General features: G+C 64.8%; 22 protein-coding genes and 2 pseudogenes. 8 read left to right on the top strand and 16 right to left on the bottom strand.

Features of this window, described 5'->3' with window-relative positions; genetic code table 11:
• Positions 1-829 precede the first annotated feature (829 nt).
• The 3 genes from AAC691_RS07485 (at position 830) to AAC691_RS07475 (ending at position 6,244) form a co-directional block, all read left to right on the top strand.
• Positions 830-3,172 (top strand): hypothetical protein, encoded by a 2,343-nt coding sequence (locus AAC691_RS07485; protein WP_342629552.1) that lies wholly within the window; start codon positions 830-832, stop codon positions 3,170-3,172.
• On the top strand, positions 3,162-4,541 hold the full coding sequence (locus AAC691_RS07480; protein WP_342629551.1) for a hypothetical protein: 1,380 nt from the start codon (positions 3,162-3,164) through the stop codon (positions 4,539-4,541). Before AAC691_RS07485 ends, AAC691_RS07480 begins: the two co-directional genes overlap by 11 nt.
• A gap of 179 nt (positions 4,542-4,720) precedes the next feature.
• Positions 4,721-6,244, top strand: a complete 1,524-nt coding sequence (locus tag AAC691_RS07475; RefSeq protein ID WP_342629550.1) for a hypothetical protein — start codon at positions 4,721-4,723, stop codon at positions 6,242-6,244.
• 301 nt (positions 6,245-6,545) lie between these two features.
• Here the strand turns inward: AAC691_RS07475 and AAC691_RS07470 are convergent.
• The 10 genes and pseudogenes from AAC691_RS07470 to AAC691_RS07425 all read right to left on the bottom strand — a co-directional run.
• Positions 6,546-7,115: pseudogene (locus AAC691_RS07470) on the bottom strand (aldo/keto reductase); the annotation flags it as partial.
• Positions 7,116-7,172: 57 nt separating this feature from the next.
• Positions 7,173-7,871 carry a UPF0149 family protein gene (locus AAC691_RS07465; protein WP_342627626.1) on the bottom strand — a complete coding sequence of 233 codons (699 nt, stop codon included), beginning with the start codon at positions 7,869-7,871 and terminating at the stop codon, positions 7,173-7,175.
• A gap of 6 nt (positions 7,872-7,877) precedes the next feature.
• Positions 7,878-9,473, bottom strand: a complete 1,596-nt coding sequence (tnpC, locus tag AAC691_RS07460; protein ID WP_342627163.1) for an IS66 family transposase — start codon at positions 9,471-9,473, stop codon at positions 7,878-7,880.
• Positions 9,474-9,522: 49 nt separating this feature from the next.
• Positions 9,523-9,870 (bottom strand): IS66 family insertion sequence element accessory protein TnpB, encoded by a 348-nt coding sequence (gene tnpB / locus AAC691_RS07455; RefSeq protein WP_070402454.1) that lies wholly within the window; start codon positions 9,868-9,870, stop codon positions 9,523-9,525.
• Positions 9,867-10,391, bottom strand: coding sequence for an IS66-like element accessory protein TnpA (tnpA, locus tag AAC691_RS07450; RefSeq protein ID WP_342627162.1), 525 nt, complete (start codon positions 10,389-10,391; stop codon positions 9,867-9,869). Before tnpA ends, tnpB begins: the two co-directional genes overlap by 4 nt.
• Before the next feature lie 49 nt (positions 10,392-10,440).
• Positions 10,441-10,938, bottom strand: a pseudogene (locus AAC691_RS07445) (aldo/keto reductase); the annotation flags it as partial.
• Between the two features lie 101 nt (positions 10,939-11,039).
• Complete coding sequence (locus AAC691_RS07440) at positions 11,040-11,351, bottom strand: putative quinol monooxygenase (protein ID WP_342629549.1); 312 nt, start codon at positions 11,349-11,351, stop codon at positions 11,040-11,042.
• Between the two features lie 49 nt (positions 11,352-11,400).
• Positions 11,401-12,393: an ABC transporter substrate-binding protein gene (locus AAC691_RS07435; protein ID WP_342629548.1), complete on the bottom strand. Its 993-nt coding sequence runs from the start codon at positions 12,391-12,393 to the stop codon at positions 11,401-11,403.
• Positions 12,299-13,858, bottom strand: a complete 1,560-nt coding sequence (locus AAC691_RS07430) for a carbohydrate kinase (RefSeq protein ID WP_342629547.1) — start codon at positions 13,856-13,858, stop codon at positions 12,299-12,301. Before AAC691_RS07430 ends, AAC691_RS07435 begins: the two co-directional genes overlap by 95 nt.
• Positions 13,855-14,631 (bottom strand): DeoR/GlpR family DNA-binding transcription regulator, encoded by a 777-nt coding sequence (locus tag AAC691_RS07425; RefSeq protein WP_342629546.1) that lies wholly within the window; start codon positions 14,629-14,631, stop codon positions 13,855-13,857. The genes AAC691_RS07430 and AAC691_RS07425 overlap by 4 nt, the downstream gene beginning before the upstream one ends.
• Positions 14,632-14,783: 152 nt before the next feature.
• Between AAC691_RS07425 and AAC691_RS07420 the strand changes: the two genes are divergently transcribed.
• Genes AAC691_RS07420 through AAC691_RS07410 form a run of 3 tightly spaced genes read left to right on the top strand, consistent with a single transcriptional unit; the run spans position 14,784 to position 17,996 of the window.
• Positions 14,784-15,878 carry a class II aldolase/adducin family protein gene (locus tag AAC691_RS07420; protein ID WP_342629545.1) on the top strand — a complete coding sequence of 365 codons (1,095 nt, stop codon included), beginning with the start codon at positions 14,784-14,786 and terminating at the stop codon, positions 15,876-15,878.
• On the top strand, positions 15,871-17,160 hold the full coding sequence (locus AAC691_RS07415; protein ID WP_342629544.1) for an FGGY-family carbohydrate kinase: 1,290 nt from the start codon (positions 15,871-15,873) through the stop codon (positions 17,158-17,160). The genes AAC691_RS07420 and AAC691_RS07415 overlap by 8 nt, the downstream gene beginning before the upstream one ends.
• Positions 17,157-17,996 carry a TIGR01459 family HAD-type hydrolase gene (locus AAC691_RS07410; RefSeq protein WP_342629543.1) on the top strand — a complete coding sequence of 280 codons (840 nt, stop codon included), beginning with the start codon at positions 17,157-17,159 and terminating at the stop codon, positions 17,994-17,996. The genes AAC691_RS07415 and AAC691_RS07410 overlap by 4 nt, the downstream gene beginning before the upstream one ends.
• Before the next feature lie 20 nt (positions 17,997-18,016).
• Here the strand turns inward: AAC691_RS07410 and AAC691_RS07405 are convergent, their stop codons facing one another.
• From AAC691_RS07405 to AAC691_RS07385, 5 genes are read right to left on the bottom strand one after another with little or no spacing between them, the layout of a single operon-like run.
• On the bottom strand, positions 18,017-18,904 hold the full coding sequence (locus AAC691_RS07405; RefSeq protein WP_342629542.1) for a sugar phosphate isomerase/epimerase family protein: 888 nt from the start codon (positions 18,902-18,904) through the stop codon (positions 18,017-18,019).
• A complete protein-coding gene (locus tag AAC691_RS07400; RefSeq protein WP_342629541.1) occupies positions 18,901-19,890 on the bottom strand; it encodes an ABC transporter permease in 990 nt (329 codons plus the stop codon). Before AAC691_RS07400 ends, AAC691_RS07405 begins: the two co-directional genes overlap by 4 nt.
• Positions 19,887-20,906: an ABC transporter permease gene (locus AAC691_RS07395; RefSeq protein ID WP_342629540.1), complete on the bottom strand. Its 1,020-nt coding sequence runs from the start codon at positions 20,904-20,906 to the stop codon at positions 19,887-19,889. The genes AAC691_RS07400 and AAC691_RS07395 overlap by 4 nt, the downstream gene beginning before the upstream one ends.
• A complete protein-coding gene (locus AAC691_RS07390; protein ID WP_342629539.1) occupies positions 20,903-22,474 on the bottom strand; it encodes a sugar ABC transporter ATP-binding protein in 1,572 nt (523 codons plus the stop codon). The genes AAC691_RS07395 and AAC691_RS07390 overlap by 4 nt, the downstream gene beginning before the upstream one ends.
• Before the next feature lie 8 nt (positions 22,475-22,482).
• A complete protein-coding gene (locus AAC691_RS07385; protein WP_342629538.1) occupies positions 22,483-23,466 on the bottom strand; it encodes an autoinducer 2 ABC transporter substrate-binding protein in 984 nt (327 codons plus the stop codon).
• A 511-nt stretch (positions 23,467-23,977) separates the two neighbouring features.
• On the opposite strand from AAC691_RS07385, the gene AAC691_RS07380 reads away from it, so the two are divergent.
• Complete coding sequence (locus AAC691_RS07380) at positions 23,978-24,370, top strand: Fic/DOC family N-terminal domain-containing protein (protein ID WP_342629537.1); 393 nt, start codon at positions 23,978-23,980, stop codon at positions 24,368-24,370.
• Here the strand turns inward: AAC691_RS07380 and AAC691_RS07375 are convergent.
• Complete coding sequence (locus AAC691_RS07375) at positions 24,301-25,314, bottom strand: ornithine cyclodeaminase (protein ID WP_342629536.1); 1,014 nt, start codon at positions 25,312-25,314, stop codon at positions 24,301-24,303. The two genes, AAC691_RS07380 and AAC691_RS07375, sit on opposite strands and share 70 nt — an antisense overlap.
• A gap of 128 nt (positions 25,315-25,442) precedes the next feature.
• On the opposite strand from AAC691_RS07375, the gene AAC691_RS07370 reads away from it, so the two are divergent.
• On the top strand, positions 25,443-25,862 hold the full coding sequence (locus AAC691_RS07370; protein WP_342629535.1) for an Lrp/AsnC family transcriptional regulator: 420 nt from the start codon (positions 25,443-25,445) through the stop codon (positions 25,860-25,862).
• The last annotated feature ends 207 nt before the right edge of the window (positions 25,863-26,069 follow it).

Raw genomic sequence — 26,069 nt, 5'->3', positions numbered from 1 at the left:
ATTCGATCGGATGATGTTTTAATTAAATCAATATTTATTTTTCTAATCTGGATCCTTTTCGAGGTCGCGCTCCCGCGCGCATCGATCATCGCCTTGCGTGGAATGCGTTCTGCGCGTCGACGTGCGACATTGCGGTGACTGCGGCGCCAATACAACCGCCCACGAGGCGAACGCCGCTGGCTTCCGCTGAAATCGCGCCGATAAGCAAAAGGTCCGTGTCGCATTTATTTATTTACAATTGGTACCATACGGTACTGTAACATAATGAGGCCTGCTTTTGGCCGCCGGTTTACGTCCTGTTCACACTTGTCCGGCCATGCCGTCGCCTCCGTTCGGATGCCGGGCGTGGCTAAACGAAATAAACTCTTTAAAATACAATACGTTAAAAATTCTTGGCAACGCGGGAATGAGCGCGCACCGGCATCTGTGCCGTGTGCTGCGATGCCCTCCGGCAGCATGATTTCCCTTCGCCGAAATATCAAATTTGATACCTACGCACTTAAATGTGCGTTATTGACTTAAACATAGGATGATTTGCAAAGATGGTGGCAGTCCACCGGTCCGGCCATCAAAAAATGCCTGGTGCCGTTCCAGGTGGAATTTAAAAAAATCAATAAAAACAATTGTATATAAAACACACCACAAAAGGTGTGCGTCGTGAATACGGGCAGGAGCGTCGATAACGAGACTATCGGTCATGAAAGGGAAGACACGGATGAGTACCAGTCAGAAACCTGCCCGTCCGGTTTCCGCGCCTGACGGCGTGAGCCGAGGGGCAACAGCGCAATCGGGCTCCATTTCGATGTGCCCGGTTGGGTTTTTTCCCGGCTTGGGCAGCCGCGCTGCCTATCGGCAGCTTGAACGCAACCTGTTTGACAGCGACGTACGGGACGTTCGTCAGGTTTTCTCTGAAGGGGCGGAGGCCCTTGGTTTCGATCCCGAACGTCTCGTTCTGCAGGACGCCAACATACCTGACGACCGGATCGAGCGGCAGGCGTTCCTGGGGGCCGCGCTGCTGGTCCATGGGATCGCATTGCACCGCTATCTTGTCGATGCGGCTCGGCGAAGCGGGGCGGAGATCCGTTTCGCGGCCTTTACGGGCGAAAGCTTCGGCATCATCACCGCGGCGGTCGCCGCCGGCGCATTGTCCGTTGCCGACGGCACGAAGATCGCCCATGCGCTCGCGCCCTTCATCCTCGTCGGTGCGGAGGGTGTGACGTCGTCGTCGCCCCTGCAGGCACGTGTCGCCGAAACGCTGGCGGCCGTCGGCGTCACACAGCCTCTCGTGGCGCAGCCCGCGCATGTCGTGGCGCTGACGGGGCATCCCGACGTGGTGAATCGCGTCCTGGTGGCGATCGGCGACGCCTACGACGTCTCCGATGTGGAGCTGCACAAGACCTACGCCGCGAACCAGGCGAATGTCTATGTGCGGTCGGGTATCCGGGAAAGTTTCGGCTTCTTCATGCGCAACTTCCCGGACATCACGGTGAAGGAACTGAAAGAGCCGACGAGTTTCATGGCCCATGCGGCCCGGATGGCGCCCGTTCGCGAGGCATTCGCCCGCATGATGGACAGCGAGGGCATTCTGTTCCGGGACGCGCATACGCCCCTCATCTGCAATCATGCAAATCGCATCGTCCGCAAGGCCGCGGACGTTCGCGACGCCGTCCTGTCGATCATCGATTGCGTTATGGAATCACGCTGGACCGCCGATAATTGCGAGCATGTCGGTGGAAACGTCGTGATCGAACTCGGCCAGGGCGGAAAATCGGTCCAGCTTCTGGTGGATAACGAACTCACCCTGCCGGCGATCGCGTATGCCGGCGGCCAGAAGGATACGGATGCCCTCGTGGCGGCCGCGACCCTGCTGCAGGAGGTCGGCGGCATCGCGGCCCGCGACGCAGAAGGAGCGGTGAGCCTCCAGGAGGGTGATCTGGCCGTCCTGAGGCAGATGTTCGGCGTGCCGGCGTGCTATCCCTTGGTAAAGGAGTTCCTGGTCCGGGAGTTCACCCGCCTGATCGCGGGCTTTCAACTCGCCTCCCGCAAGTCCATCCCCCGGCCATTGCGCCGGTTCCTGGAAATCTACCAGCACACATCCGCGGCCCGCGACGATCTCGACCTTGCGGGAGGGGAACTCGCACTCCAGGTGCAGGCGAAGAAGACCGTCGTAGGGGACAGCCATACGCTGGGCCGCGTGACCACGGAGATCAAGGTACTCAAGCCGGACGGCTCGGTGACGGACCGGTGCTCCGCCGGCCGCTGGACGCCGGAAGCGCTGGTCTTCTATTTCAGCCGTCTGGATGGCGTGCCGGTCCTGGATCTGATCCGCAGCGCCCGCCGCATGGCCGAGCATCACGAGCAGGTCGCATCGCTCTACGGCACGTTCGCCTCGGTGCTGTCGCTTGACGTCGGTGCCGAGACCGCGGGGCGGGAGCCGATCGGCGTGATGTCCCCGCAGGCGGTCGCAACGCTTCAGATCCTCCACCAGCTTTCGATGCTGCTGCTGCTGCGGGTGGAACGTCCGGCCATCTTCATGTCCCACGACTATTACCATGCGGGCGGTGATCTCCTCGGCTGGTGCGTTGCGCTCTGTGCGGCGGATGCGCTGGACGTCGAGGATGCGGTCGCGCTCTATGCCAATCACTTGCGCGGCGTGACGGCGTCGGACGCAAATCCGACGGACGGGATCGGCGATATTCTCGGGCGCCTCCGCGAGGCCGCCTCGCCGCTCGTTTCCGTCACCGGTGTCCCTCTGGCGGCAGCCAAGGACATCGCGACGGCGACGCGGCACCTGTTCGAACAGCCGGCATTCGACGCGCGGCGCCGCTATCTCCGTCTCAATGGGGACGTCCAGATCGTCTGCCTCGGCTCGGATCCGGACCAGGAGACATTCGATACGGCGCCTTACGGGAGCGCGGTCACCATCGTGGCCACACCGGAAGAGATTGCGCAACGCAGCCACAGCGCGTCCCTGGAAGCCCTGGAACATGGATGCGTGTCGTCCCTCACCGACGACAACCAGCGCGTGCTGCATTTCGCCCGGGGGCGAAAGATCCTGAGCAGCACCGTCTTCTCCTACATCAAACTTGGCGAGCGCGTCCTGGGGTTCGGAAAGGGCGGCAGCGAATCCATGACGATGTTCGTCACCGCGGAGGACCATCATGCAGCATGAAAATGTCATCGTTCGGAAGATCCTGAGCGAAGCCCTGATCGCCGTCGGCTGGAATCCGGAGGGGACCGGCGTCATGCTGCCTCCCTTTACCAAGGCCAAGAGGCAGGCCGAGTTCCTGCAGGCCTTGCCGGATCCGGCGCGCCGCTACTTTCCGCGCGTGTTCGATATCCTCGAACGCGAGATCCCGGTGCCGACCCATTATCTCAAGGAAACCGATCGGCCCACCTTCAAGGAACTGATCTATGAGATGAGCTTCGTGCCGGGAGAGGAGGTCAGCCGTTACGTCGAGCGCTGCAGCCCGCCGCCGGCGATCGTGGCCCGTATCTACGAGCAGATCGCCATCGTGTTGCGCAACGACGTGCATAGCCTGCGGCGCACGGCGTCGCCGGGCGAAACGCTGGAGGCATCCTATTTCCGCAAGATCGAGGATCGCCTGGACCTGTGCCGGCGCACCGCGCCGAATACCTTCAACGAGAAACTTCTCGATACCGGACATATCGTCATCAATGGGGTCCGCTACCGGAACTTCCGGACGATCCTGGGCATCCTGCGGGAAAACGCGGCCTATTGCGATGTGCTGGAGCCGCGCTTCCACGCCCTCGTCATGGGGGACACCAACACCGAGAACATCAAGATCAACAACCTGGCGCCTCTGCTGCGGGCCCAGGCGCTGATCGAAGGAAACGCGCCGGATGCCGAAATCGAGGCCGCGCTGGACGCCATTACGGCGGCCTCGATCGATCTGCGGTTCCTCGATCCGCGCGCGATCGGCTTCGACAGCGAGGGTGCCGAGACGCGCGACGACCCGATGTATGACAACAAGCCCTGGCACAATTCGCTCGGTCATTACGACGAAGTGCATCACGAGCGTTTCGACCTGTCGGTTTCGGTCGGGGAAGGGCAGACACCCGAGATCGAGATCCGTTACGAGCCGGGCAATCCGTATGAGCGGTCCTACAGGGTCGAGGATCTGACCGAACGTAACATCGACATCGACGAGCGCCCCGATGTCACGGGCATGGAGCGCTATTTCGCGCCGGTGATGCGCAAGCTCTACGATCTCGACAATCCGCATTCCGCGGCGGTTGCCGAGGATCCGAACTGGCTGGTCCGGTTCGTGTTCATGATGGGGGCTCATTTCACCGCCATGCCGCCCTTCCATTTCCAGATGGAACTCGACGGTACCCTGGTCGATTCGTATCTCGTGCAGCGGCGCCCGGTGGCCATCTTCTGCGAAGGCATCCGCTGGCTGAACTGGTCGCTCGAAATGCTCGAGGGCAAGCGCCGGAAATTCCTGGGCGTCCCGGTGCCGGATTATGTGGCGGCGTCTCCGTCCAGGGCCACATTGGCGGATACCGTGGACGCATAGCGGCCGGACCGGTCTTTCACTCGATACCCAGGGTCATATCCGTACACGGATATGACCCTGGCCTCTTGTTTTGGCGGGCATCTTCACGCGATCGAACGATTCCGCCCGATCGCCGCCCCGCTCCAATCTCCTGTCGGACACGGTTGCCGGCCGTTGAGCCTCCTGGAAGGAAGAATGTGATGGTCACAACTCCCAATCCCGCGCTGTCGCGCCTCGGCATGGCGGCTTTGGCGCCCGAATCGCGAGTCATCTCCACGCCCTGGAGCCGTATGGTCCGGGGGCTCGCCCTTGGCCAGTATCCTGTCGATTATAATGAATCCCTCGCGTCCGTCGTCGGCCAGGCGAAGGACATCCTGCTGCGCAGGATTTCCAGGCCCCAGGGCTATCTGCTCTTCGCGCTGCTTCTGGCCGATCTGGCCGTCGAATTGTGCCGTCCCGGCGCCAGAATTGATGGCGACGGGCTCAAGGCCAGCGCGACAAGGCTGATGGACGCGCTGCGTGCCGAGAAGAACCCCTATTATGCCGTCGTCGGCGGCGGCATCCTGTTCGACGCCTTTGCCAAATTGCGTCTCGATGTGTCGTTGCTCGTCAATGCCGAGTGCGATTTCGCCGAGGAAATGCTGGCGACGGTCGATCGGATCCAGCCCGACCAGATCAAGGACGAAAATGCCGGGAACCACGGCGAATACGAGAAGCTGTTCGCCTACACCTCGCTCTTCCTGGGCATGGGGCAGGCAGGGCTGGAGAGGAAACTGATCGAAGGCCGCCGCAATTACGTCAGGGAGGCCCTCGGCCTGATCCAGACGGTCCCGTCTCCCTTCTTCAAGGGGCGCGGCTGCTCGATGCTGTTCTCGGTGCTGTCGGCCATCGGGCTGGACGGCATGATCTTCGATGACGGCACCGACTTCATGAAGGAGGTGCTGGACTATGTCGATCGGGATGACGAGATCAGCTTCCCGCTGCGCTTCCCGCAGCCGATCTCGCCGGCCTATGTCAAGATCTACCCGCGCGTGACCATGCTGAACGCCATCGCGGTCTCGGGGCGGGCATCCTATGCGACGATGGGGCACGATCGGCTGGCTGAGTTGAAGCCGCTCTGGGCCGAGCTGGAGCCGCCGGAGAAGATGCATCAGGGGCTGTATTACCTCATCGCGCTGCATAATCTCGGCAAGATGTCGCAGGAGATCGGCGGCGAGGGCGCAATCGTCGACGAACTGGTCCAGTATCTCGATGTCGTGGACCCCGGGGCGAATTTCTTCCTCAACGGCCTGTCGCATGCCTATATCGTGGAAACCGCTATGGTGACGGGACGGCTCGACGCGATCTCCGGCCGGGCGATCGACCGGATTGCCGATTGTTTCGTGCGCATGGACGCAACCCCGCTCGACCGTGTCAGCCGTGCCTATCCGTTCGCATATGATCTCAATGCCCTGGGCGAGGTGGGGGAGGCCGGAAAACTGTTCGAACCGCGGGCGGCATATGGCGGCGCGTCGGCGTTCTCCTGGCTTGTCGAACAGTTTTCATCGGACGGCCAGGGCGAAGGCAGCCGGATCCTGATGCTGGGCAACGCGCTGATCGGATTGGGATTGCGCCTGCGCGGCGTGAAAAACGACTCCACCGCGATGTTCGATCGCTTCGCGGAGCGGGTCGGATGGACGTCCGGCAGCGTCGAAGCCGATCGCCCCGTTGCGCGCACGGCGTGATATTGCCGAAGCGCATGAAGCGGCCCCATCCTGAAGATCAATGGTGGCCGCTTTCAAGTTGGACGGTCCGGCTCGGTTGTTTCTCCTTGGTCGGGCTGATCATTAAATCGACCGAGGATGCCTGTGCGGGCTGTTGACTGGCTTCATCGAGCGCCGGAGGCGTTCGATGAAGCCATTATCCATTGTGGCGTTCCCTATACTGCCCCAGTCGCTCGGCGGAGCAGTGGCGCGACTGGGATTGGCCTTGATCTGGGCGCTTGCGCCAAGGTCGCCGGTGATGAACGCGCGTAGAGGATCGGTATCACATAAGGTCGGCCAGGTAGGGCCGCAGCAGCGCCAGGTCGGCGGGGCCGAGGCGATCCGATGCCGTGGTCGCCTGGTGCCAGAACGGATAGGGCAGTGGCCTGCGGCTGGCGCGTTCCAGTTTTTCGGTTTCTTCCCGGGTCAGGGCCACGGATGCGGCGCCCAGATTGTCCGTCAACTGGGCTTCGGTCCGGGCCCCGATGACGACCGTGCTGACGGCGTCGCGGGTCAACAGCCAGGCCAGAGCTACCTGGGCGGCTGAAATGCCGCGTGCGTTGGCGATGCCGACCAGCACTTCCACGATGTCGTACAGGGCGTCGGTGTCGTGGACCGGCGGTTCGCTCCATTGGGCCAGTTGGCGTGTGCCTTCCGGAGTGGCGTGCCCGCGACGGTGCTTGCCCGACAGCAGGCCGCCGGCCAGGGGACTCCAGACCATCACGCCCAGGCCCTGGTCGACGGCGCAGGGCAACAATTCGAGCTCGGCCTCGCGCGCCTGCAGGGTGTAGTGGATCTGGTGCGAAATCGGACGTGCAAAACGGTTCTGGTCGGCGATGCACATCGATTTCATCGTAAGCGTGAGCTGATCCCCACGCTTGCATTCCATCATTCTATGGGCTGGATTGGCTCAGTTCATGCCGCAGCATTTCTTGTATTTTTTGCCGGAGCCACAGGGGCAGGGCTCGTTTCTGCCGACCTTTGTCGACAGGGCTGGTGCGTTCGAGAAGTGGTCCATGGAATTTGACAGGCGCTCGGCATGGAGTGTCTGCACCCAGTCGGGGATGAGATCCGGCGCGGTCTCCGTCAGCAGGGCGCCGAGTTCATCGCTGCTGTCGGCTGGGGCATCGGTCATGGCGACGAGCTTGCGTAGACCGACAAGGGCCCGGAGCACCGCCTCGTCGGGATCGAGCAAAAAGCTGTCCCACGCTTCAGGCCGCAGCGTCATGGCGCGCTCGAACCCCTCGATCCACAGTTCCCAGAGTATTTCGTCATGCCTTGTGTCGATATCGAACAGAGGCGCATAACGCCCGCGATCGAGATCCCTTAGCACGGCGTTGTAATGGCGCAGGATCAACCGAGCATCGTTCTCGTGTTCGAGAACAGGATCCCCCTCCTCGTCGGGATCGAGCGCCACGGGCAGCCATTCGGAGGGCAGGATCATCTCAGGACAGACGATGACGCCGGCGAGGAACCCGTCCAGTTCGCTCAACAGCATGGCTGTCTCGAGCCGTGCGAGGACGCGTTCGAGTTGACGCAGATAGGGAGGGAGTCTTGTCTGTGGCGGCATGCTGCGTAGTAGCGCAGCATTCCCGGCAGCCAGGATCAAGCCTTTTCAGGCGGGTTTCTGCTTTGCCTGTGGCGACCAGTTCCAGGGTAAAAGTTCGTCGATCCGGTTGATCGGATGCCCACGCGCGAGGCGGTCGATTACATCAGCCATCCAGCGTTCCGGATTCAGCCCGTTGAGGGCTGCCGTGGTCAGGAGAGTATAGAAGATCGCGGCTCGCTCTCCACCCCGGTCCGATCCCAGAAACAGAAAATTCTTCCGTGTCACCGCAATATTTCTGAGACAACGTTCGGAGAAATTATTGTCGATGGAGAGGCGGCCGTCGAGCGTATAGGCGCACAGGCGATCCCAGCGCGTCAGAGCGTAACGGAACGCCTTGCCCAGAGCATATTTGCCGGAGACCCGTGCTTTCTGGGCCGTTGCCCAGGTATGGAAATCCTTCAGGATGGGAACTGCCCGGGCCTGCCGGACGGCCAGGCGCTGTTCCGGCGGCAGTCCTCCGATCTCACGTTCGATGTCATAGAGCAGACCGATCCGGGCCACAGCCTCTTCGGCCAAGGGGGCCGGCTGTGTGGCGTAGACATCGAAAAAGTAGCGGCGCGCATGGGCCATGCAGGCCACCGGCCGGATCGGTGACGGCTTGCCGCCCTTGTTGCCAAACAGTTTTTCGTATCCCACATAGGCGTCCGAGTGCAGCCAGCCGGCATAATGCTCAAGATGGGTTCGAGGCCGCTCACCTTTGCGGTCGGCGCTGTAACAATACAACATCGCCGGCGGCTCGTTGCTTCCCCAGGTGGCGGGATCGTGGCCATAGCACCAGATCCGCGCTTCTTTCGTCTTTCCGCGCCCCGGCGCCAGCACCTTGATGGGGGTGTCGTCCGTCCACAGGACATCGCGGTTCATGACGTAGGCCTGGATGCGATCCCGCAGCGGTTCCAGCCACCACGCGCCGTGTCCGATCCAGTCGGCGAGCGTGCTGCGATCGATCTCCACGCCGTCGCGTGCGAGGATCGCCGACTGACGATGCAACGGCAGGCCGTCCCAGTATTTCGCGACAATCACGCTTGCAATCAGGCTGGCGGAGGCGCGCCCTTTCTCGATCGGTAAATCCGGCACAGGCGCCTGGAAAATCTTTTCGCACGAGCGGCAGGCCACGCGGGGGCGGACATAGCGCAAAACCTTCAGCGGCGCCGTGATCTTCTCCAGCACTTCCGTCACGTCCTCGCCGATGCGCACCAGGCGCTCGGGGTCGCATCGTCTACAGTCGCACACGACCGCCGGCGCCAGTTCGATCACTTCGCGCGGCAGGTGCTCGGGCAGCGGGCGGCGGATGGCCTTGCGGCGTGGCGTGGATGTCTCGCCCTTTTCGCGTTCCCGGGCCGCCCGTTCGGCACTGGCCTCGGCCAGCGTCTCCTCGAATTCGTCGAGCACCAGTTCGAGCTGGTCCATCTCCTTCTGGTGACGCTCGGATTTCTGCCCGTATTTCTGCCGCCGCATCAGGGCCAGCTGCTCCCGTGTGCGCTCGATCTGTAACTGCAGGGCCGTGCATTTGTCCTCCGCGCGGGCCAGAGCCTCACGGGTCGCCGCAAGTTCGGCACGTAACGCAGCCAATTCCTCAGCAGGATCTGTCGTGGGGTCGGACATGACCCGATCGTAAGGGAGGCAAGGGATCAGCATAAGAAAAACCGCATCATCACCCCACCACTTGCGGCCTTGCCGTCCAGGCCGTGGCGCGCCAGTCGATGGCTTCAACGAGCATCGCCATCTGACCCGTCGTCAGGGACACCGAGCCATCTTTGGCCTGGGGCCACACGAACTTCCCGGATTCAAGGCGTTTCATCGCAAGGCACATGCCCTGCCGATCCCAAAACAAAACTTTTATCGTGTCGCCTTTGCGCCCACGGAAAATGTAGATCGATCCATCGTGAGGATCCCGGCCCAATGTAGTCTGCACCTGCAACGCCAGGGAGTTGATCCCGCGTCTCATGTCTGTCACCCCGCAGGCCAGCCAGATCCTGACCTCTCCCGATGGCCAGATCATGGCCGTCCCAGGCCAAGAACCAGCCGACACACCGCGTCGGGATCAAACGTCGTGCCCGTCCGGATGCTGATGCCGTTCGGCAGAACAATCTCGACAGCCGCCACAGGCGACGACGCGCCCGGCTGCCGTGCCGTCATCGCCAAGCCCCCGACATGAACCGGCATAAATCCCTCGGCGGCAGGAAACATCATCAACTGCTTGCGCCATATATAAAGCTGGGCTTGCGCGATCCCATACTGTTCCGCGACAGCCCTGCGGCTTGCTCCCGGCGCAAAGGCCTCTTCGAGGATGCGAACCTTTTCCTGATCGCTCCAGCGACGACGACGGATGACGCGGCGCCGGATTTCAATTTCCTCGCGCGGTCCAGCCCCGTAAGAACTGGTCATATGACCGTCATTACGACCCGTCATATGACTATCAATAATACCAGTGGTAGTTGAAATATCTGGCTCGAAACCGTCGTTGCCAAAATCATCGTGTGTCATGACCGTCGCCCACCCTGCGGAAATCGACAGCATCATCCGCCCAGCAACCGAACAAATGCTATGTGGGGATCAGCTCACGCTTACATTTCATCGCCTGCCAGCCGGAGAAATTCGAAATCCCAACATAGCGGACCTTGCCCGATCGCACCAAGCTGTCCAGCGCCGCCAGCGTTTCCTCGAGCGGGGTCAGGCCGTCCCATTCATGCAGTTGATAGAGGTCGATATAATCCGTGCCGAGACGGCGCAGGCTGGCCTCGCACGCCGCGATCAGATGGTGACGCGACGATCCCCCGTCATTGGGGCCGTCGCCGATGGGAAAACGGGCCTTGGTCGCGACCAGCACCCACGAGCGACGTTCGCCCAGCGCACGACCGAGGATCTCCTCGGACAATCCGTTCGAATAGATGTCGGCCGTGTCGAAGAGGTTCACGCCCGCATCGAGGCTCAGATCGACCTGGCGTCGCGCGGCTGCGAGATTGGTCGAGCCGACCTTGGAAAAGGCGCCGGTCCCGCCGAACGTCATCGTACCCAATGTCAGGACCGATATTTTCAATCCCGATCGTCCCAATGGTCGATAATCCATCGTTTCCATTCCTTGGTCGTGCTGCGTGTGTTGAGGAAAGGCCGGGCTCTGGGCCCCGCAACGAGGTTGCGGGGCCCAGAGCCCGTGCCTACCTGAAACGATCAGCGGTCATACGGGCCGACCATATCGAAGAATTTCATCTCGGCAGGCTGGGCCAGCAGCTCTGGCTGGCGCTTGAACCATTCCTGCTGGTACGGCAGCGCCATATGCCGGTCGAGGTCCGCGCGCTCGACCCAATTTTCATAGAACATGAAGACCAGCGGGTCATCCTTGCTCACCTGGAGCTGGTATTCCAGGCAGCCCGGCTCGCTGCGGGACTTGTCGATGAACGTGCTGAGCAAGGCCAGGAGTTCGCCGCGCGTTTCGGGCTTGGCACGCAGGGTCGCGGTCAGGGTGCAGCCTGGAGCAGTCATGGTGATTTTCCTTGTTCTTGTTGATGTGTGGAGGAAAAGACAAGATCGGTCAGGTATTATGCTGCGCGTTCCAGCCCCTGTAGCTGCCGATCGTGTCTTGGGTGATCAGGCTGGGGTCCAGCAGCCGGACGACGCCCGGCTTGATCCGTCCGGCCCGAATATCGAAACCGACGCGGGTCGCCGTGGTCGCGATGGCGAAGGGGTCCTGTGACGCGGTCGCCGCGATCAGGGTGTTGCCCCGCCGCATTTCCTGTTCCACGTCGGGCGAACCGTCGACCGAGGTCAGGAAGAACTCATGCCGTCCCGCCTGGCGGGCCGCCAGTTCGACGCCCATCGCGGTCGGGTCGTTGACCGCAAACATGGCGTCCACCTTGGGAAAGCGTACCAGCACGCTCTGGCCCACCGCCAGCCCGCCGTCGCGCGAGCCCTTGGCGTCGAGGTTAGAGGACAGGAGATTGATCCCCGGCGCCTTGGCGAACACCGACTGACAGCCCTGAACCCGGTCGGTCAACGCCGTGACCGGTGGGCCATTGACGATCACGACGTCGCCGCGTCCATGCAGGCGATCGACGATATACTGGCATGCGATCTCGCCGGCCTTGACGTTGTTGGTGGTAACGGTCGCGTCCGCGCCGGGCGCACCGACGTCGAAGGCGACGACCGTGGCTCCGCTGGCATGCATGCGGCGGACAAGCGGGGCGGCGGCCCGGTAGTCCACGGCGTTGAACATGACCAGGTCGTTGCCAGCCGCGATGAAGGAATCGACCTGCGACGACTGTTTGCCGATATCGTAATCGGCCGAGGCAGTCTGTACCGGCACGGTGGGCGCCAGGGCCCTCGCCTGCTGGGTAATGCCCTTGATGGTCGCGATGAAGAACGGATTGCCCAGCGACCCTACGGTCACCCCGATCTTGTGGACCGCGTCGTCCGCATGTGCGGCGGCCGCGTTACCAAAGGCAAGCAGCCCCGTAAGCAGCAGGATCTTCCGGTTGAACCGGCGTGCCGATCCAGGACAAGTCGGCTGGACGTGTGCCGTGAGCATGGTGGCTGTCCTTGTTGGGCGCATCGTGCGCCGGTGTGGCCGGTTCGATCCGGCTTCTGGTGCGCTGGTCGGCCAGTTGCCGCCAGCGGGCCGCGTAGCCCCGCAATCCCGGCGGGTCGAAGGGGGCCACGCGGGCCGCCCGTTCGTGACGAAAGGGGTCCAGCCCCCGCGCGGCATAGGCCAGGCCTGCCGCACCGCACGCCGTTCCCTCCGGATTGCGCCCGACCAGCACGGTCTGTGCAGGACGGAGTGCTGCGACCAGACGCGGGATGACGCCGACCTTCGCCAGCCCGCCATCGAACACGATCGCGTCCGTACTGCGCAGCAGGTCCAGCGTCAGGTCCGTCATCGCGGCGACATACAGGGCCGCCAGCGCGGTGCGGTCGTCCGGCGCGGCCATGATGGTCCGTCCCGCATCGTCGACGAAGGTCCCCGCCTGGCCCGGAAAGGGACCGCCATCGGCGAAGGACGGCAGCGCGAACAGACCACGTGCCACCAGCGCGGCAATGCGTTCCTCCGTGACTTCGGCCGGTCCGTCGCCCCGGATCAGGTCGAATTCGCGGCCGCCCATGAACCGCGCGGTCGGAACCGGTTCATGCCGCACCGAGACATTCGCGAGCATGTCACGTTCGGGAACCAGGGCGTCCAGCGGGCAATCGGGATTCATGACGATGACCCACGTCCCGGTGGACACCATCGTCATGCGGCCCGGCACCACGCGTCGGTAATGGCTGAGCGACGCGTTGCTGTCATGCACTCCGTTATGCACGTCCAGCGTCACCGCTCCGCGCCCGGGAACGTCGAGCGTCATCGTGCCGACGATGGCCCCGGCCTCGCGGAAGGGCGGCATCTTTTCCCGCCACCCGCGCCGCTCTACCAGCGACGAGAAATCGTCCCGGTACGGCGACCACAGATGGGTGTGGCAGCCCAGCGACGAGATTTCGGACACCCGCGTGCCGCACAGCCGCCACACCCAGAACTGCGGATAGGTCATGACGTGCCGTGTGCGCGTGGCCAGTGTCGGGTCGCGCATTTCCTGCCAGACGATGTGCTTGCCGAACGCGAAGCCGCGCTCCATCGCCGGCGTCGCGGTTTCGGAAAAGGCCGGGCAAATGCGCGCGAACGCCGCCTCGATGTCCGGAGGTACGCTTTCCTCGTAATCGAGGATCGGCGCCGCGAGGTCGTCCTCGCCCAGCAGGGCGAAGGTACACCCGTGCGTCGTGATCATGATACCGTTCACATCGAACGACGCGACGGCCTCGCGCAGCACCGCCAGCATCCAGTCCAGCAACGCCGCGTCATCCAGAACGTGCAGCCCGTCCACCACCGGCCAGGCCGCGTGGGTGCGCCGTTCGGCCAGGATCGACCCGTCGGCACCGAACACCAGGAGCTTGGCGTTCGTCTTGCCGAAATCGAACACCGCCAGAGTCGGGTGCGTGACCGGCGGGGCGTCCGGCGGCGTCACGTCTTGTCACCCGCGCGCGGGGCGACCAGTACCGCCACGCCCGCATCTTCAAGGATACGCACATCGTCATCCTGCACGCCGTCATCGGTGATGAGGGTGGAAATCCGGTCGATCGGACATGAGAGAAAGCGTGCCCGGACCGCCAGCTTGCGGCTGTCGGCCAGCACGATCACATCGTCGGCGCGTTCCAGCATCGGGGCCGTCGCCTTCGGCAGCAGCGGGTGCGATTCCATCACGCCCTCCGGCCCGACGCCCTGCGCGCCCAGAAACAGGCGCGAGGCGAAGAAATCCGGCGGCGGCGCCTTGGGATCGTACAGGATGCCCGGCTCGCGATGCAGCGCGCCGCCCGCCACCGAAAGCTGGCAGATGCCCTGGGTGCCCAGGGCCGCCGCCAGCGGCATCGAGTTGGTGTAGAGCCCGATCGACCGCGCCGCGAGGCGAAGGCCCAATTGGTGGCAGGTCGATCCGCCCGCGACCATGACCATGTCCCCGTCGCGGCAGAGTCCCTCGGCCATCGCGGCGATCGCGCGCTTGGCGTCGACCGCGAGGTCGCTGCTCTGCGCGAAAGGCAGGGCGTGCGTCCGCGCCGCGGCGGTCAGGGACGCCACGCCGCCGAAGACCTTGCGCGCCTCGCCGGCCTCGTGAAGCTTTTCGATGTCGCGGCGAATGGTGGCCGGCGACACGCTCAGCATGTCGATCAGTTCCCGCACGGTCGCGAAGGGCCGCGTCTCGAGCATGGTGATGATCTGGCGCTGGCGTTCGGTCTCGGTCACGGGGGCGCGTCCTGTGGAAATGTGGTGATTTGTTGTGTCTGGAGGCACGATTCTCCGGTTTTCCGGTCGGGTCAAGCTGAATTTGATTGACCTGCGCCAAATGATGATGTCATTCCATCTTTTGTGATTGAATTGCGTCAAGGAATGCCTGCATGTTGTCGCATGTTCGACCGGCTGAGGAGATCGACGCGCTGCGTGGGCTGTCCGCGCGCCTTGGCGCGGATCCCAGGCGCACCCAGGGGGCGGGGGGGAATATCTCGATCAAGGAGGACGGAACGCTGTGGATCAAGGCGTCCGGCACATGGCTCGCCCATGCGCTGGACCGGCCGATCCTGGTGCCGATCGCGCTGGCGCCTCTGCTGGAGGCCTACCGGCAAGGCCGGAAGGAGGCCGAAACGGCGGTCAGCTTCTTCATCGGCGGGGCGGGGGACGTGCCGCCGACGGGTGCGCCGGCCGCGTTGCGGCCGTCCATCGAAACGGCGGTCCATGCCGTGATTCCGTGGCGCGTCGTCATTCATCTGCATTGCGTGGAAACAATCGCTCATGCCGTGCGTACCGATGCGCATGACCGGCTGGCGGCGCGGCTGGACCGCCTGCCCGGCGTGCAGTGGACATTGGTGCCCTATGCCCGGCCGGGCGTGCCCCTGGCCCGCGCGATCGTCGCGGCGCGCCCGTTCGGCGAACGGGCGAATGTCCATGTGCTGGCCAATCACGGGCTGATCGTGTCCGCCGACACGGTCGCGGCGGCGGGGGCGCTGCTGGAGCGGGTGATCGCCGCCCTGGCCGTGGAGCCGCGCGTGGCCCCGGCGGCCGACCTTCCGGCCCTGGCCGCCCTGGCGGAGGGCTCGGCCTATCGCCTGCCGGACGATCCGGCCGTCCATGCCATCGCCCTCGACCCCGCCACGCTGGCGGTGGCGCACGGAGCGCCGCTCTATCCGGACCATGTGATCTTCCTGGGGGATCGGATCGACCTGCTGGATGCCGGCCGGCCCCCGGCCGCCGCCGGGTCCGCCTCCTTGTCTGGCGCCGCGCCGATGCAGGTGATGCCTGGCCGGGGGGTGCTGCTGCGGCGCGACGGCTGGACGGCGGGCATGGATGCGATGGCGCGGTGCCTGGCCGACGTGGCGTCGCGCCTGTCCCCCGGCGACCCGATCCGCCGCCTGGGCGGCGCGGAGATCCATGCCCTGACGCATTGGGAGGCGGAGACCTATCGGCAGGTCCTGAACGGGAGCATCCGGAATGCCTGACGCAGCAGCGGTCGCATTGGGGATCGACCTGGGCACGTCGGGCGTACGCGCGGCGGTGCTGGACGGAGCGGGGAACGTGCTGGCCGTGACGGGCACGCGTTTCGCGGGGCTGGGCGCGGCGGACGCGCCGTCCGTCTGGTGGCGGGCGCTGGCGCATACGCTGGACGCGCTCCAGGCCCGGCTGTCGTTGGGCGACGTACGGTCCGTCACCCTGGACGGCACGTCCGGCACGCTGGTCGCCATCGATGCCGCCGGGGCCGCGATCGGGCCCGCGTCGATGTATCACGCGCGGGCCGCCGATGACGCCGTGCCGGCGCGGATCGCGGCGATCGCGCCGCCCGGCAGCGCGGCGCGCGGCGTGGGCTCGCCGCTGGCGCGCGCCGTGGAATTGGCGCGCCGTCCCGGCGTGCGCGCCATCCTGCATCAGGCCGACTGGATCGCCGGCCGCCTGCGCGGGCGTTTCGATGCGACCGACGCCAACAACGCGCTCAAGACCGGCGGGGACCCGGATACGCTGGCCTGGCCGGACTGGGTGGCCGAGGCCGGATTGGCGCCGGCGCTGCTGCCGGCCATTCATCTGCCCGGCGCGGCGCTGGGGCCGGTGGGGGCCGAAGGGCTGGCGGCCGGCCTGCCGCCCGGCGCGGTCGTTCATGCGGGCACCACCGACGGGTGCGCATCGTTCCTGGCGACGGGGGCGGACCGGGCAGGGGACGCGGTGACGGCGCTGGGTTCCACCCTGGTCGTCAAGCTGCTGTCGGATGTGAGAATCGACGCTCCGCCCTATGGGATTTACAGCCACCGGATCGGCGGCCGCTATCTGGTGGGCGGGGCGTCCAACAGCGGGGGGGCGGTCCTGCTGGGCCTGTTCGGCGTCGACCGGCTGGCTGCCCTGACGGCGGGGCTTCGCCCCGACATGCCGACCGGACTGGACTATTATCCGCTGCTGCGCGCGGGAGAACGCTTTCCGGTCAGCGACCCGGCGTTCCAGCCGCGGCTGGAGCCGCGCCCGGCCGATGACGGGGTCTTCTTCCAGGGCGTGCTGGAGGGCATGGCGATGATCGAGGCGACGGGATACGCGCGGCTGGAGCAATTGGGGGCGACGGCGCTCCGTTCGGTCCGCACGGTCGGCGGCGGTGCGGCGAACGCGGGCTGGACCGCCTTGCGCCAGGCGCGGATCGGCGTGCCGTTCCTGCCCAGCCGGTCCGAGGACGCGTGCGTGGGCGCGGCGTTTCTCGGCCTGTACGGCGGCGCGGCCGCCCGCCTGCCGGATCAGGCGGCATGAGCGTGCGCGCGCTGACCGGGATCGCGGCCCTGGTCGGCGAATATGACGCGCTGTTCGTCGACCAATATGGCGTCCTGCATGATGGCGCGGCGCCCTATCCGGGTGTACGCCGCACGCTGGCCTGCCTGCGCGAGGCGGGCCAGCGTGTGTTGCTGCTGAGCAATTCGGGGCGGCCCGGTTCCTATAATGCGGAACGGCTGGCGCGGCTGGGGTTTGACCCCGGCCTGTACGAGACGATCGTGACCTCCGGCGACACGGCGCTGGCGCTGGCGCGCTCGGGCGATATCCCGGTGCAGGCGGGGATGCGCTGCCTGCTGATCGACAGCGGCGGACAGGACACGCATTTCTGCGACGCGCTGGGCCTGGTGGTGGATGCGACGCCCGCGCGGGCGGACCTGGTCGTGATCGCGGGAAGCCAGGGCGGCATGCGGACCGAGGAGCAGTACCGCGCGATGCTGGCCCCCCTGGCCCGACGCGGCGTCCGCGCGGTCTGCACCAATCCGGACCGGCGGATGCTGGTGCCCGGCGGGACGGCGTTCGGCGCGGGCCGCATCGCGGAACTGTACGAGGAGGAAGGCGGCATGGTGACCTGGATCGGCAAGCCCCACCGGGCCATCTACGCCCATGCCGCCCGGCTCTGCGGTGTGCCGCCCGAGCGCGTGCTGTGCGTCGGCGACAGCGTGGAACATGACATTGCGGGCGCGCTGGGGTTCGGTGCCCGCAGCGCGCTGGTCAGGACGGGCATCCTGGCCGACGCCACCCCGCAGCAGCTTGAAGCGGCGTTCGCCCGCCATGCGGCGCGGCCGGACTATATCCTGCCGGCCCTGGCCTGGTAGCGTGGGCGGCATCCCGCATGTCAGGCCGCGCCCTCGGCATGTTCCGCCGCCACCATCTGCGCGGCGATGAAGGCGCGCGCATGGCGGGCCAGGTCCGCGCCGTCTTCCCACAGGTTTCGCCAGACGCCCAGCGTGTGGGACAGATGCGGGTCCACGACGGCCGCGGAGAACGATTCGAAGGCGATCGGCCCGGTATAGGCAATGCGCCGCAGGGAACGGAAGACCGGGCCCCATGCGACGGTCCCGGTCCCCAGATAGCCGCGATGGCTTTCGCCCACGTGGAAATAGCCGATCCTGTCAGCGCATTTCTCGATCGCGTTCGAGGGGATGCCTTCCTCGATATTCATGTGATAGGTGTCGAGATGCACGCCGATCTCCGGCCGTCCGACCTTGTCGATGAAGGCGACCGCCTGCGCGCCGGTATTGATGAGGTTGCTTTCATAGCGGTTGACGACCTCCAGATGCAGCCGGATGCCGGCCTGGGCCGCGCGTTCGGCCAGGGCGCGCAGCACCTCGGCCGAATGCGCGATGCCGCGTTCGGTGGCGGGCCGGTCATATTTGCGCATGGCCGAGAAGATGACCCCCGCCAGGTCGGTGCCGCCCAGGTCGCGCAGGACCGACACGGCGTGATCCAGCAGCGCCGCACCCCGCTTTACTACCTGCGGGTCGTCGGACGAGATGTCGGTGTCGGCCGACAGCCCCAGCGATGCCGTCAGGCCGATCCCCGCCGCCTGCGCCGCGCGGCGCAGGGCGGCAACGGCGATCCCGTCCGGGCTGGACAGAGGCAGTTCCAGGAAATCGTATCCGGCCGCCGCCGTTTCATGCATGGCGCGCACGCCGTCGTCGGTGTCCCAGCGGCCGGACCAGACCGAGCCGTGGATGCCGATCCTGTTTGCAATGGTCTTCATGCTATCTTCCTTCTGCTGCGCGCGGCGGCGATCAGGCGTGGCAGGCGCCCGCGCACGAGGTTTTCGACCAACACGACCAGCACGAGGATCAGGCCCATCATGCCGGCCTGCAGGGTCGGGTTGAAATCGTTGTAGTTCAGGCCGTAATTGACCACTGCGATGGCGAGGGTGGCGATCGCGGTCCCGACGGGCGAGCCGTCGCCGCCGAAGATGCTGGCACCCCCCAGCACCACGATCGCGATGCTGATCAGGTTCGCTTCCGGCACGCCGTCGGGCGTCGCCGTGCCCAGCCGCGCCGCCGCGATCACCCCGGCCAGTCCGGACAGCGCGCCCGACAGCACATAGGTCGTCGCCCGCAGCCTGTTGACGTGTATGCCGGCCAGCCACGCCGCGGTGGCGTTCGTGCCGTTCAGGTACAGTGCGCGGCCGAACCGGCTGCGATGCTGGATCAGCACCAGGAGGCCGAGCAGCGGCAGGTAGAGGCACAGGATCTGGAACGGCACGCCCAGCACGCTGCCCTGTCCCATGGCCAGGAAGCGGGCGGGGGCGGCGGTCAGGTCGATGGTGTTGCCCCCCGATGCGATCAGCGCCAGGCCCGTGAACGCGAACATCGTGCCCAGCGTCGCGATGATGGGCGGGATCCGGAACCGCGTGATCGCGGCGGCATTGCATCCCCCCATCGCGGCGCCCGCCAGGACCCCGGCACAGACGCCCGCCGGCCAGGGCAGGCCGCGCATGATGAACAGGGCGGCCAGGATCTGCGCCAGTGCGGACATGGCGCCGACGCTGAGGTCGATGGCGCCGTCGCCCCCCGCAATCACCAGCCCCTGCCCGAAGGCGATGATGCCGAGCTCGACCGCGAACACCGCCATGCTCGACAGATTGTCGGCCGACAGGATGGTCGGGTTGCCGGCGGCGAAACCGCCCAGCACCAGGAGCGCGAAGAGACCCAGGATGAGGACCCGGCCGGAACGGAAGCCGCTCATGACACCACCTGCCGGGCGCGGCGGCCCTCGTTGACGCCCACGGACGCGAGAATGACGACGCCGAGCACGACGCCGCTCCAGAATGGCTGGATGTGCATCAGCACGATGGCGTCGCCGATCAGGCCCACGACCAGCGTGCCCAGGAACGTCCCGACCATGCCGCCGCGTCCGCCGGACAGTTCGGTGCCGCCCAGCACCACCGCCGCGATGACGCCCAGTTCGAAGCCGCCGCCGGTCGTGGTCTGGACGATGGGGGACTGCCCGAGCCGCATCAGCGCGCCCAGCCCCACGCAGGCGCCCAGCAGCGCGTAGGTCGCCCAGCGCAGCCGCCGCACGGGAATGCCGACCAGGCGGGCGGCTTCCTCGTTATTGCCGATCGCGAACAGCCGGCGGCCTGTGCGATGCACCCGCAGGAAGGCCGCCAGCACCGCCATGACGGCCAGCGCGATGACGGCGGCGCCCGGCAGCGGACCGAGATGGTCGGCCACGAAAAATCGCGTCAGCCCCGGCGGCAGCGCCGTGATCCACGCGCTGCCCATGATCAGGAACACGCCCATGCGAAAGATGCTGAGCGTGCCCAGCGTGCAGACGATCGGCGGCACGCGGCCGCACAGGATGATCAGGCCGTTGATCCAGCCCAGCACCGCGCCTGCCAGCACGAAGACCGGCACGACCACCGCGACGGGCCACCCCGCGACGAACAGCAATCCGCCGATCGCCGAGACCAGCCCGAGCATGGAGCCGACGGAGGCGTCGATTCCGCCGGTCAGGATCACCAGCGTCATGCCCGCGGCCGGCACGGCGGTGATGGCGCTGGTGACCATCAGCCCGTCCAGGTTGACGCGGGTCCAGAACCCGGCATGCGCGCCGAGGCTGACGGCCGCCACCACCAGCACGATGACGCCCAGCAACGCGGTTTCGCGCCGCGCCAGCAGCGCGCGCCAGGCGATCGGGACGCGCGCGGGGCGGTGCAGGGCGGGCGCGGCCCGTCCGATATTCAGGGCGGGAGTTTTCATGCCGCACGCTCCCGGCCCGTATGTTCGTGACCGGTCGTCGCGGCGCCGATCGCCGAGGCCAGAACCCGCTCGGCGGTCAGCGCGGCCCCCTGGACGCGATCGACCACGCGCCCCTGGCGCATCACGATCACGTCCTGGCTGACCGCCATCAGTTCCGCGAGGTCTGAGGTAATCACCACGATCGCCGTTCCCGCCTCGGCGAGCTGGCGGATGAAGCCGTGGATTTCCGCCTTGGTCGCCAGGTCGATGCCGCGCGTGGGCTCGTCCAGGATCAGCACGCGCAGCGCCTGCCCGGCCCAGCGCGCGAACAGTCCCTTCTGCTGGTTGCCGCCCGACAGCGTCCCGATCGCGGTCTCCGGCGTGCCGGCCTTGATCGCGAAACGGCGCATGACGGCTCGTGTCTCGGCCAGCAGGGCGGGGAAATCCAGCAGCCAGCCGCCATGCGACAAGCGGGCGAGGCCGGTGCAGGTCAGGTTGCTCTCCAGGCCCATCGGGGCGAAGATGCCCTGCTTCTTGCGGTCTTCCGGCAGGTATCCGATGCCCAGCGCCATCGCCTCCGCCGGGGAGCGGGGGCTGATCTCGCGCCCGTCCAGCACAATCCGGCCGCCGGCGGCCCGCAGCGCGCCGAATACCGTCATCGCGACCTCCGACCGTCCGGCGCCGACCAGCCCGTAGATGCCGGTGATGCGTCCGGCCGCCACGTCCCAGTCGACGTCGTGGAAATGACGGGGATGGCTGAGGCCCCGGATGGACAGGACCGGCGGCGTGGACGATGCCGCCGCTGCGGGCGGCCGTGCCGCTTCGCCGCCGTCCTGCCGGGTGCCGTCGTCCTGCCGGGTATCGTGGCGCCGGCCCATCATCAGGCGCAGCAGCAGGTCTTCGGTCACGTCGGAGGCGGCATAGTCCCCGGTCACGCGCCCATCCGTCAGCACGGTGACATGGTCGCCCAGGCGCGGCACCTCCTCCAGCCGATGCGTGATGTATACGATGGCGCGCCCGTCATCGCGGAGGCGATTGATGATGCCGACCAGCCTGTCGGTTTCGGCGCGCGACAGGATCGCCGTCGGTTCGTCGAAGACGATGACGCGGGCGTCCTGCACCAGCGCCTGCGCGATCAGAACCAGTTGCTGGTGCCCGAGCCCGAGATCCGCCATGGGCCGATGCAGCAGCGATTCCGCGAGATCGAGCGAGGACAGCCACGGCCGGACCGCCCCGAGCATGGCCTCGGTCCGCACCCGGCCGAAGCGATCGGTGATTTCGCAGCCGGCGAAGACGTTTTCCAGCACGCTCAGATGCGGGAAGATCATCGGCTCCTGGTAGACGGCGGTGATGCCGAGCGCTCGCGCATGCATCGGGTCCCGCAGCACGACCGGGGTGCCGTCGATCAGGATCTCGCCTTCCTCGGGGCGGACCGCGCCGGTCAACGTCTTGATCAGCGTCGATTTGCCGGCCCCGTTCTCGCCCAGCAGCACCAGGGTCCGCCCGGCCGCGATCACGGCGTCCACGCCCTTCAGGGCCCTGACGCCGCCAAAGGATTTCACGATCCCTCTCAGTTCGAGACGGTTCATGACGCACCTCAGAAATCCAGGGAAATGTTCTCTTTGGTGAAGATCATCGGCTGGCCCAGCAGCAGCGTCTTCGTCGTCGCGTCATACGCGATGGTGCCCAGCCCGGGCACGGCGTTCTGCGGATGCAGCGCCTTGTGCTGCAGAAGCTGCGTCAGGCCCCAGACCGTCAGGTATCCGAGATCGACCGGATTCCACAGGACCGCACTCTTGACGGTGCCGTTCAGCACGTAGGTCCGGATCGTGTTCGGGTCGTCGATGCCGGTCACGGCGACTTTTCCGGAGAGGCCGGCCTGCAGCACCGCCTGCGCCGCGCCCGGCGTCGCGGTGGTGTTGACGCCGATGATCCCTTTCAGCCCCGGATAGGCCGACAGGATCTGTGACGTGATCTCGGTCGCCTTGCTGATATCCTCGCCGGCATACTGGACGCTGACCAGCTCGAGCTTGGGATATTTGGCAGCCAGGTAGGATTTCATCAGGGAAATCCATAGATTCAGGTTGGTCGCGATCGGCCCTCCGGACACGAACGCAATCTGTCCTCCACCCTCGATCTGCGCGGCGAGCTGGTCGACCAGGGTGTGGGCGATGGCTTCGTCCGTGGCCTGCATGACCCGCAGCGACACGGCGTCGCCGTCCACCTGGCTGTCGGTCGAGGCGAAGGTGACGCCGCGTTCCCGGGCGTGGTTGGCCTGGGCCTGAAGGGCGGTCGGGCTGTTGGCGGCGACGGCCACGGCGTCCAGCTTGCGGTTGATCAGGCTCTGGACGATCTGCGCCTGCGCCGCGACCGACGATGTCGTCGGCCCCTGATAGACGATCCTGGCGTCGAACGCGCGGCCCCCCTTGAGGAATCCCTGCTGCATGGCGCTGAAATAGGGAATGCCGATCACCTTGGGCACGAAGCCGATCTGGAATGTTTCCGCACGGCCATGTGCCGGGGCCGCGCAGGATATCCCCGCCGCCGCCAGCGCCGCGATCACCGCCGAATGCTTCTTCACGATGTTGTCTCCTCGTGGCCCATGTCTGCGCATGGTTCCCACAGCGTTGAGACGGCGCCGCCCGATCGGGAGGGCACCGACAATCGGACGCTAACGAGGATTATTGATTATAGTCAATCATGACCCCTCCATATATGGCGTCAGCACGCCATAACGTGATCGAATGGGATCATAGATCGCGGGCGGGCTAGAGAGGGCCGTTGGATCGGATGTCGGGGCATTGTGGAGGTCGTGCGTCACCTGTTTCCTACCGGAGGCCACGGTTTTGGCCTTGGAAAACGAGGAACCGCTACGGTGGACCGGCCTGGAATGGCCGAACCATGGATGACCTGCGGCCAATGGAACAGCCGAATGCCAGCATCGATCGGCAGGTCAATAATCGAGGCAACGCACTGCGTGTACCGGCCCTTGGTGCGATCGCCCCTTAATTTAAGCGCATTTACCTTGGCTTGTTTCCTATTTAAGCCAAAGGGCTATTGTTTAAATAACGGAGGGGCGCCACATTCGGCTCATGGTCGAACTTATGCGCAATCCCCGGCTGGGCTGCTTCGTCGGAACGCCTGTTGCGGGCGAGATAGTGCGCGCCTTTGTGCCACCGCCGCTGCCCCCCGAGCCGTCGATCGACGTGCTGGGCCTTCTGGAACGGCTGAGTCTGGCGGAACACGCCTTGGGGCGTCTGGACGGCATCATAATGCTGCTGCCGCGCCAAGAACTGTTTCTCTATATGTATGTGCGCAATATGTATGTGCGCAAGGAAGCGGTCCTTTCGTCCCAGATCGAGGGCACTCAATCGACCGGATTCTGGAATATTCTCATCTGCCGGTCCGTGAGAAATTATGCTTTCAGAAGACCGAAAAGATTCCTTGGGTCCGGCAATTCGGCCAGCAGGTCGATCTCCGTATGAAAGTTCGTATCCTGCACCTTATCCCGCAAATATCGAAGTGCGGAGAAATCCTCTGTGGCGAATCCGACGGAATCAAAAATGGTGACCTCACACGCCGAGCGGCGGCCCGGATCTTCGCCGGCGACGACCTGCCAGAGTTCCGTCACCGGGAAGTCTTCCGCCATCTGCTGGATTTCGCCCTCAATGCGCGTCTGCTCGGGAAGTTCGACAAAAACGCGGCCACGGAGCAGGATTTCGGCCTGCAACTCGGTCTTGCCAGGGCAGTCTCCACCGACGGCATTGATATGAACACCAGCGCCGATCATGTTGTCGGACAGGATCGTGGCCTTGAGTTTGTCGGCAGTAATGGTCGTGATGATGTCGGCCCCCAGCACCGCATACTGGCTGCTCTCGGCCACTATGACGTCCAGACCGCTGTCTCGCATGTTCCGGCAAAATTTTAGGGTGGCTGCCGGGGCCAAGTCATAAACGCGCAAATGCGTGATGCCGAGAAGGGCCTTGAACGCTGTCGCCTGAAATTCCGATTGCGCGCCAAGTCCAATGATCGCCATAACCCTGCTGTCGGGACGCGCCAGATAACGTGCCGCGACAGCGGAGGTTGCCGCCGTTCGCAGGGCGGTCAGCAGGGTCATTTCAGAGAGTAGAAGAGGATAGCCGGAACGGACGTCGGACAGGACACCGAACGCCGTAACGGTCTGAAGCCCCTTATGGATGTTACTCGGATGGCCATTGACATATTTAAACCCATACAACATGTCATCGGCTGTGGGCATCAGTTCGATAACGCCTTCGCTGCTATGACTGGCCACGCGCGGCACCTTGTCAAACGCCGGCCAACGGCGAAAATCGTCCTCAATATATCCGGCAAGTTCGCTCAGGAACGTCTCGATACCGACGGAGCGGATTAGTGCGGTAAGATTCTCAACGCCGACATACTGAACCATGATATTTTCTTCCTCCCGATCAGAGATCAGGATGGTGCCTGCACGATCGGTCAGTTTGAATTGTCAATCTGTCAGTCTCAGGTCGAATATTCTTTCATATGGATAAGCGATTCCGATAATATTGACGTATGTACATTTATGATGCTCTCGATCGGAAGCTCATTTCACTCCTGCGTGAGGATGGACGCGCTCCGGTTGCGAAACTGGCCAGCATAACGGGTGTATCGCGTGCAACTGTCCAGTCGCGTCTGGATCGCCTGGTCGAAAATGGCACCATTCTGGGATTTACCGTTCGCGCGCGCGAACATCATGACGAAATCCGAGCGATCATGCTGATCGAAGTGGCCGGAAAATCCACGACTTCGGTCATACGATCCTTGCGGGCCATTCCTGAACTCTGCGCCCTGCATACGACAAATGGATCATGGGATCTCATTGCCGAAATCCGCACCGATACGCTGGGGAATTTTGACCGCGTTCTGCGCGAAGTCCGCATGACGGACGGTATCCTGAATTCTGAAACCAGCCTTATGCTGAGTACGATCTGAACGGCATGCTACCGGTACCGATTGCCGGTCATATCCATCGAATAAAAAAACCGGGACGAATGACCCCGGCTTCTCCATTCAATGTCGTCTCAGTGGCCGGCACCAGTTTGTTCTTCGGGACATTCGTCACTGCCGAAGCCTCGATACCTCGGTCGCCGTCAGGCTTTATAGCTCAACTGTATGCGTGCCAGATAACGATCGTTGACG

This window comes from Nguyenibacter vanlangensis (genome assembly GCF_038719015.1).
GTDB lineage: Bacteria > Pseudomonadota > Alphaproteobacteria > Acetobacterales > Acetobacteraceae > Gluconacetobacter > Gluconacetobacter vanlangensis.
Note: the sequence above shows the minus strand (reverse complement) of the source record. Positions and strands in the feature narration are given on the sequence as shown.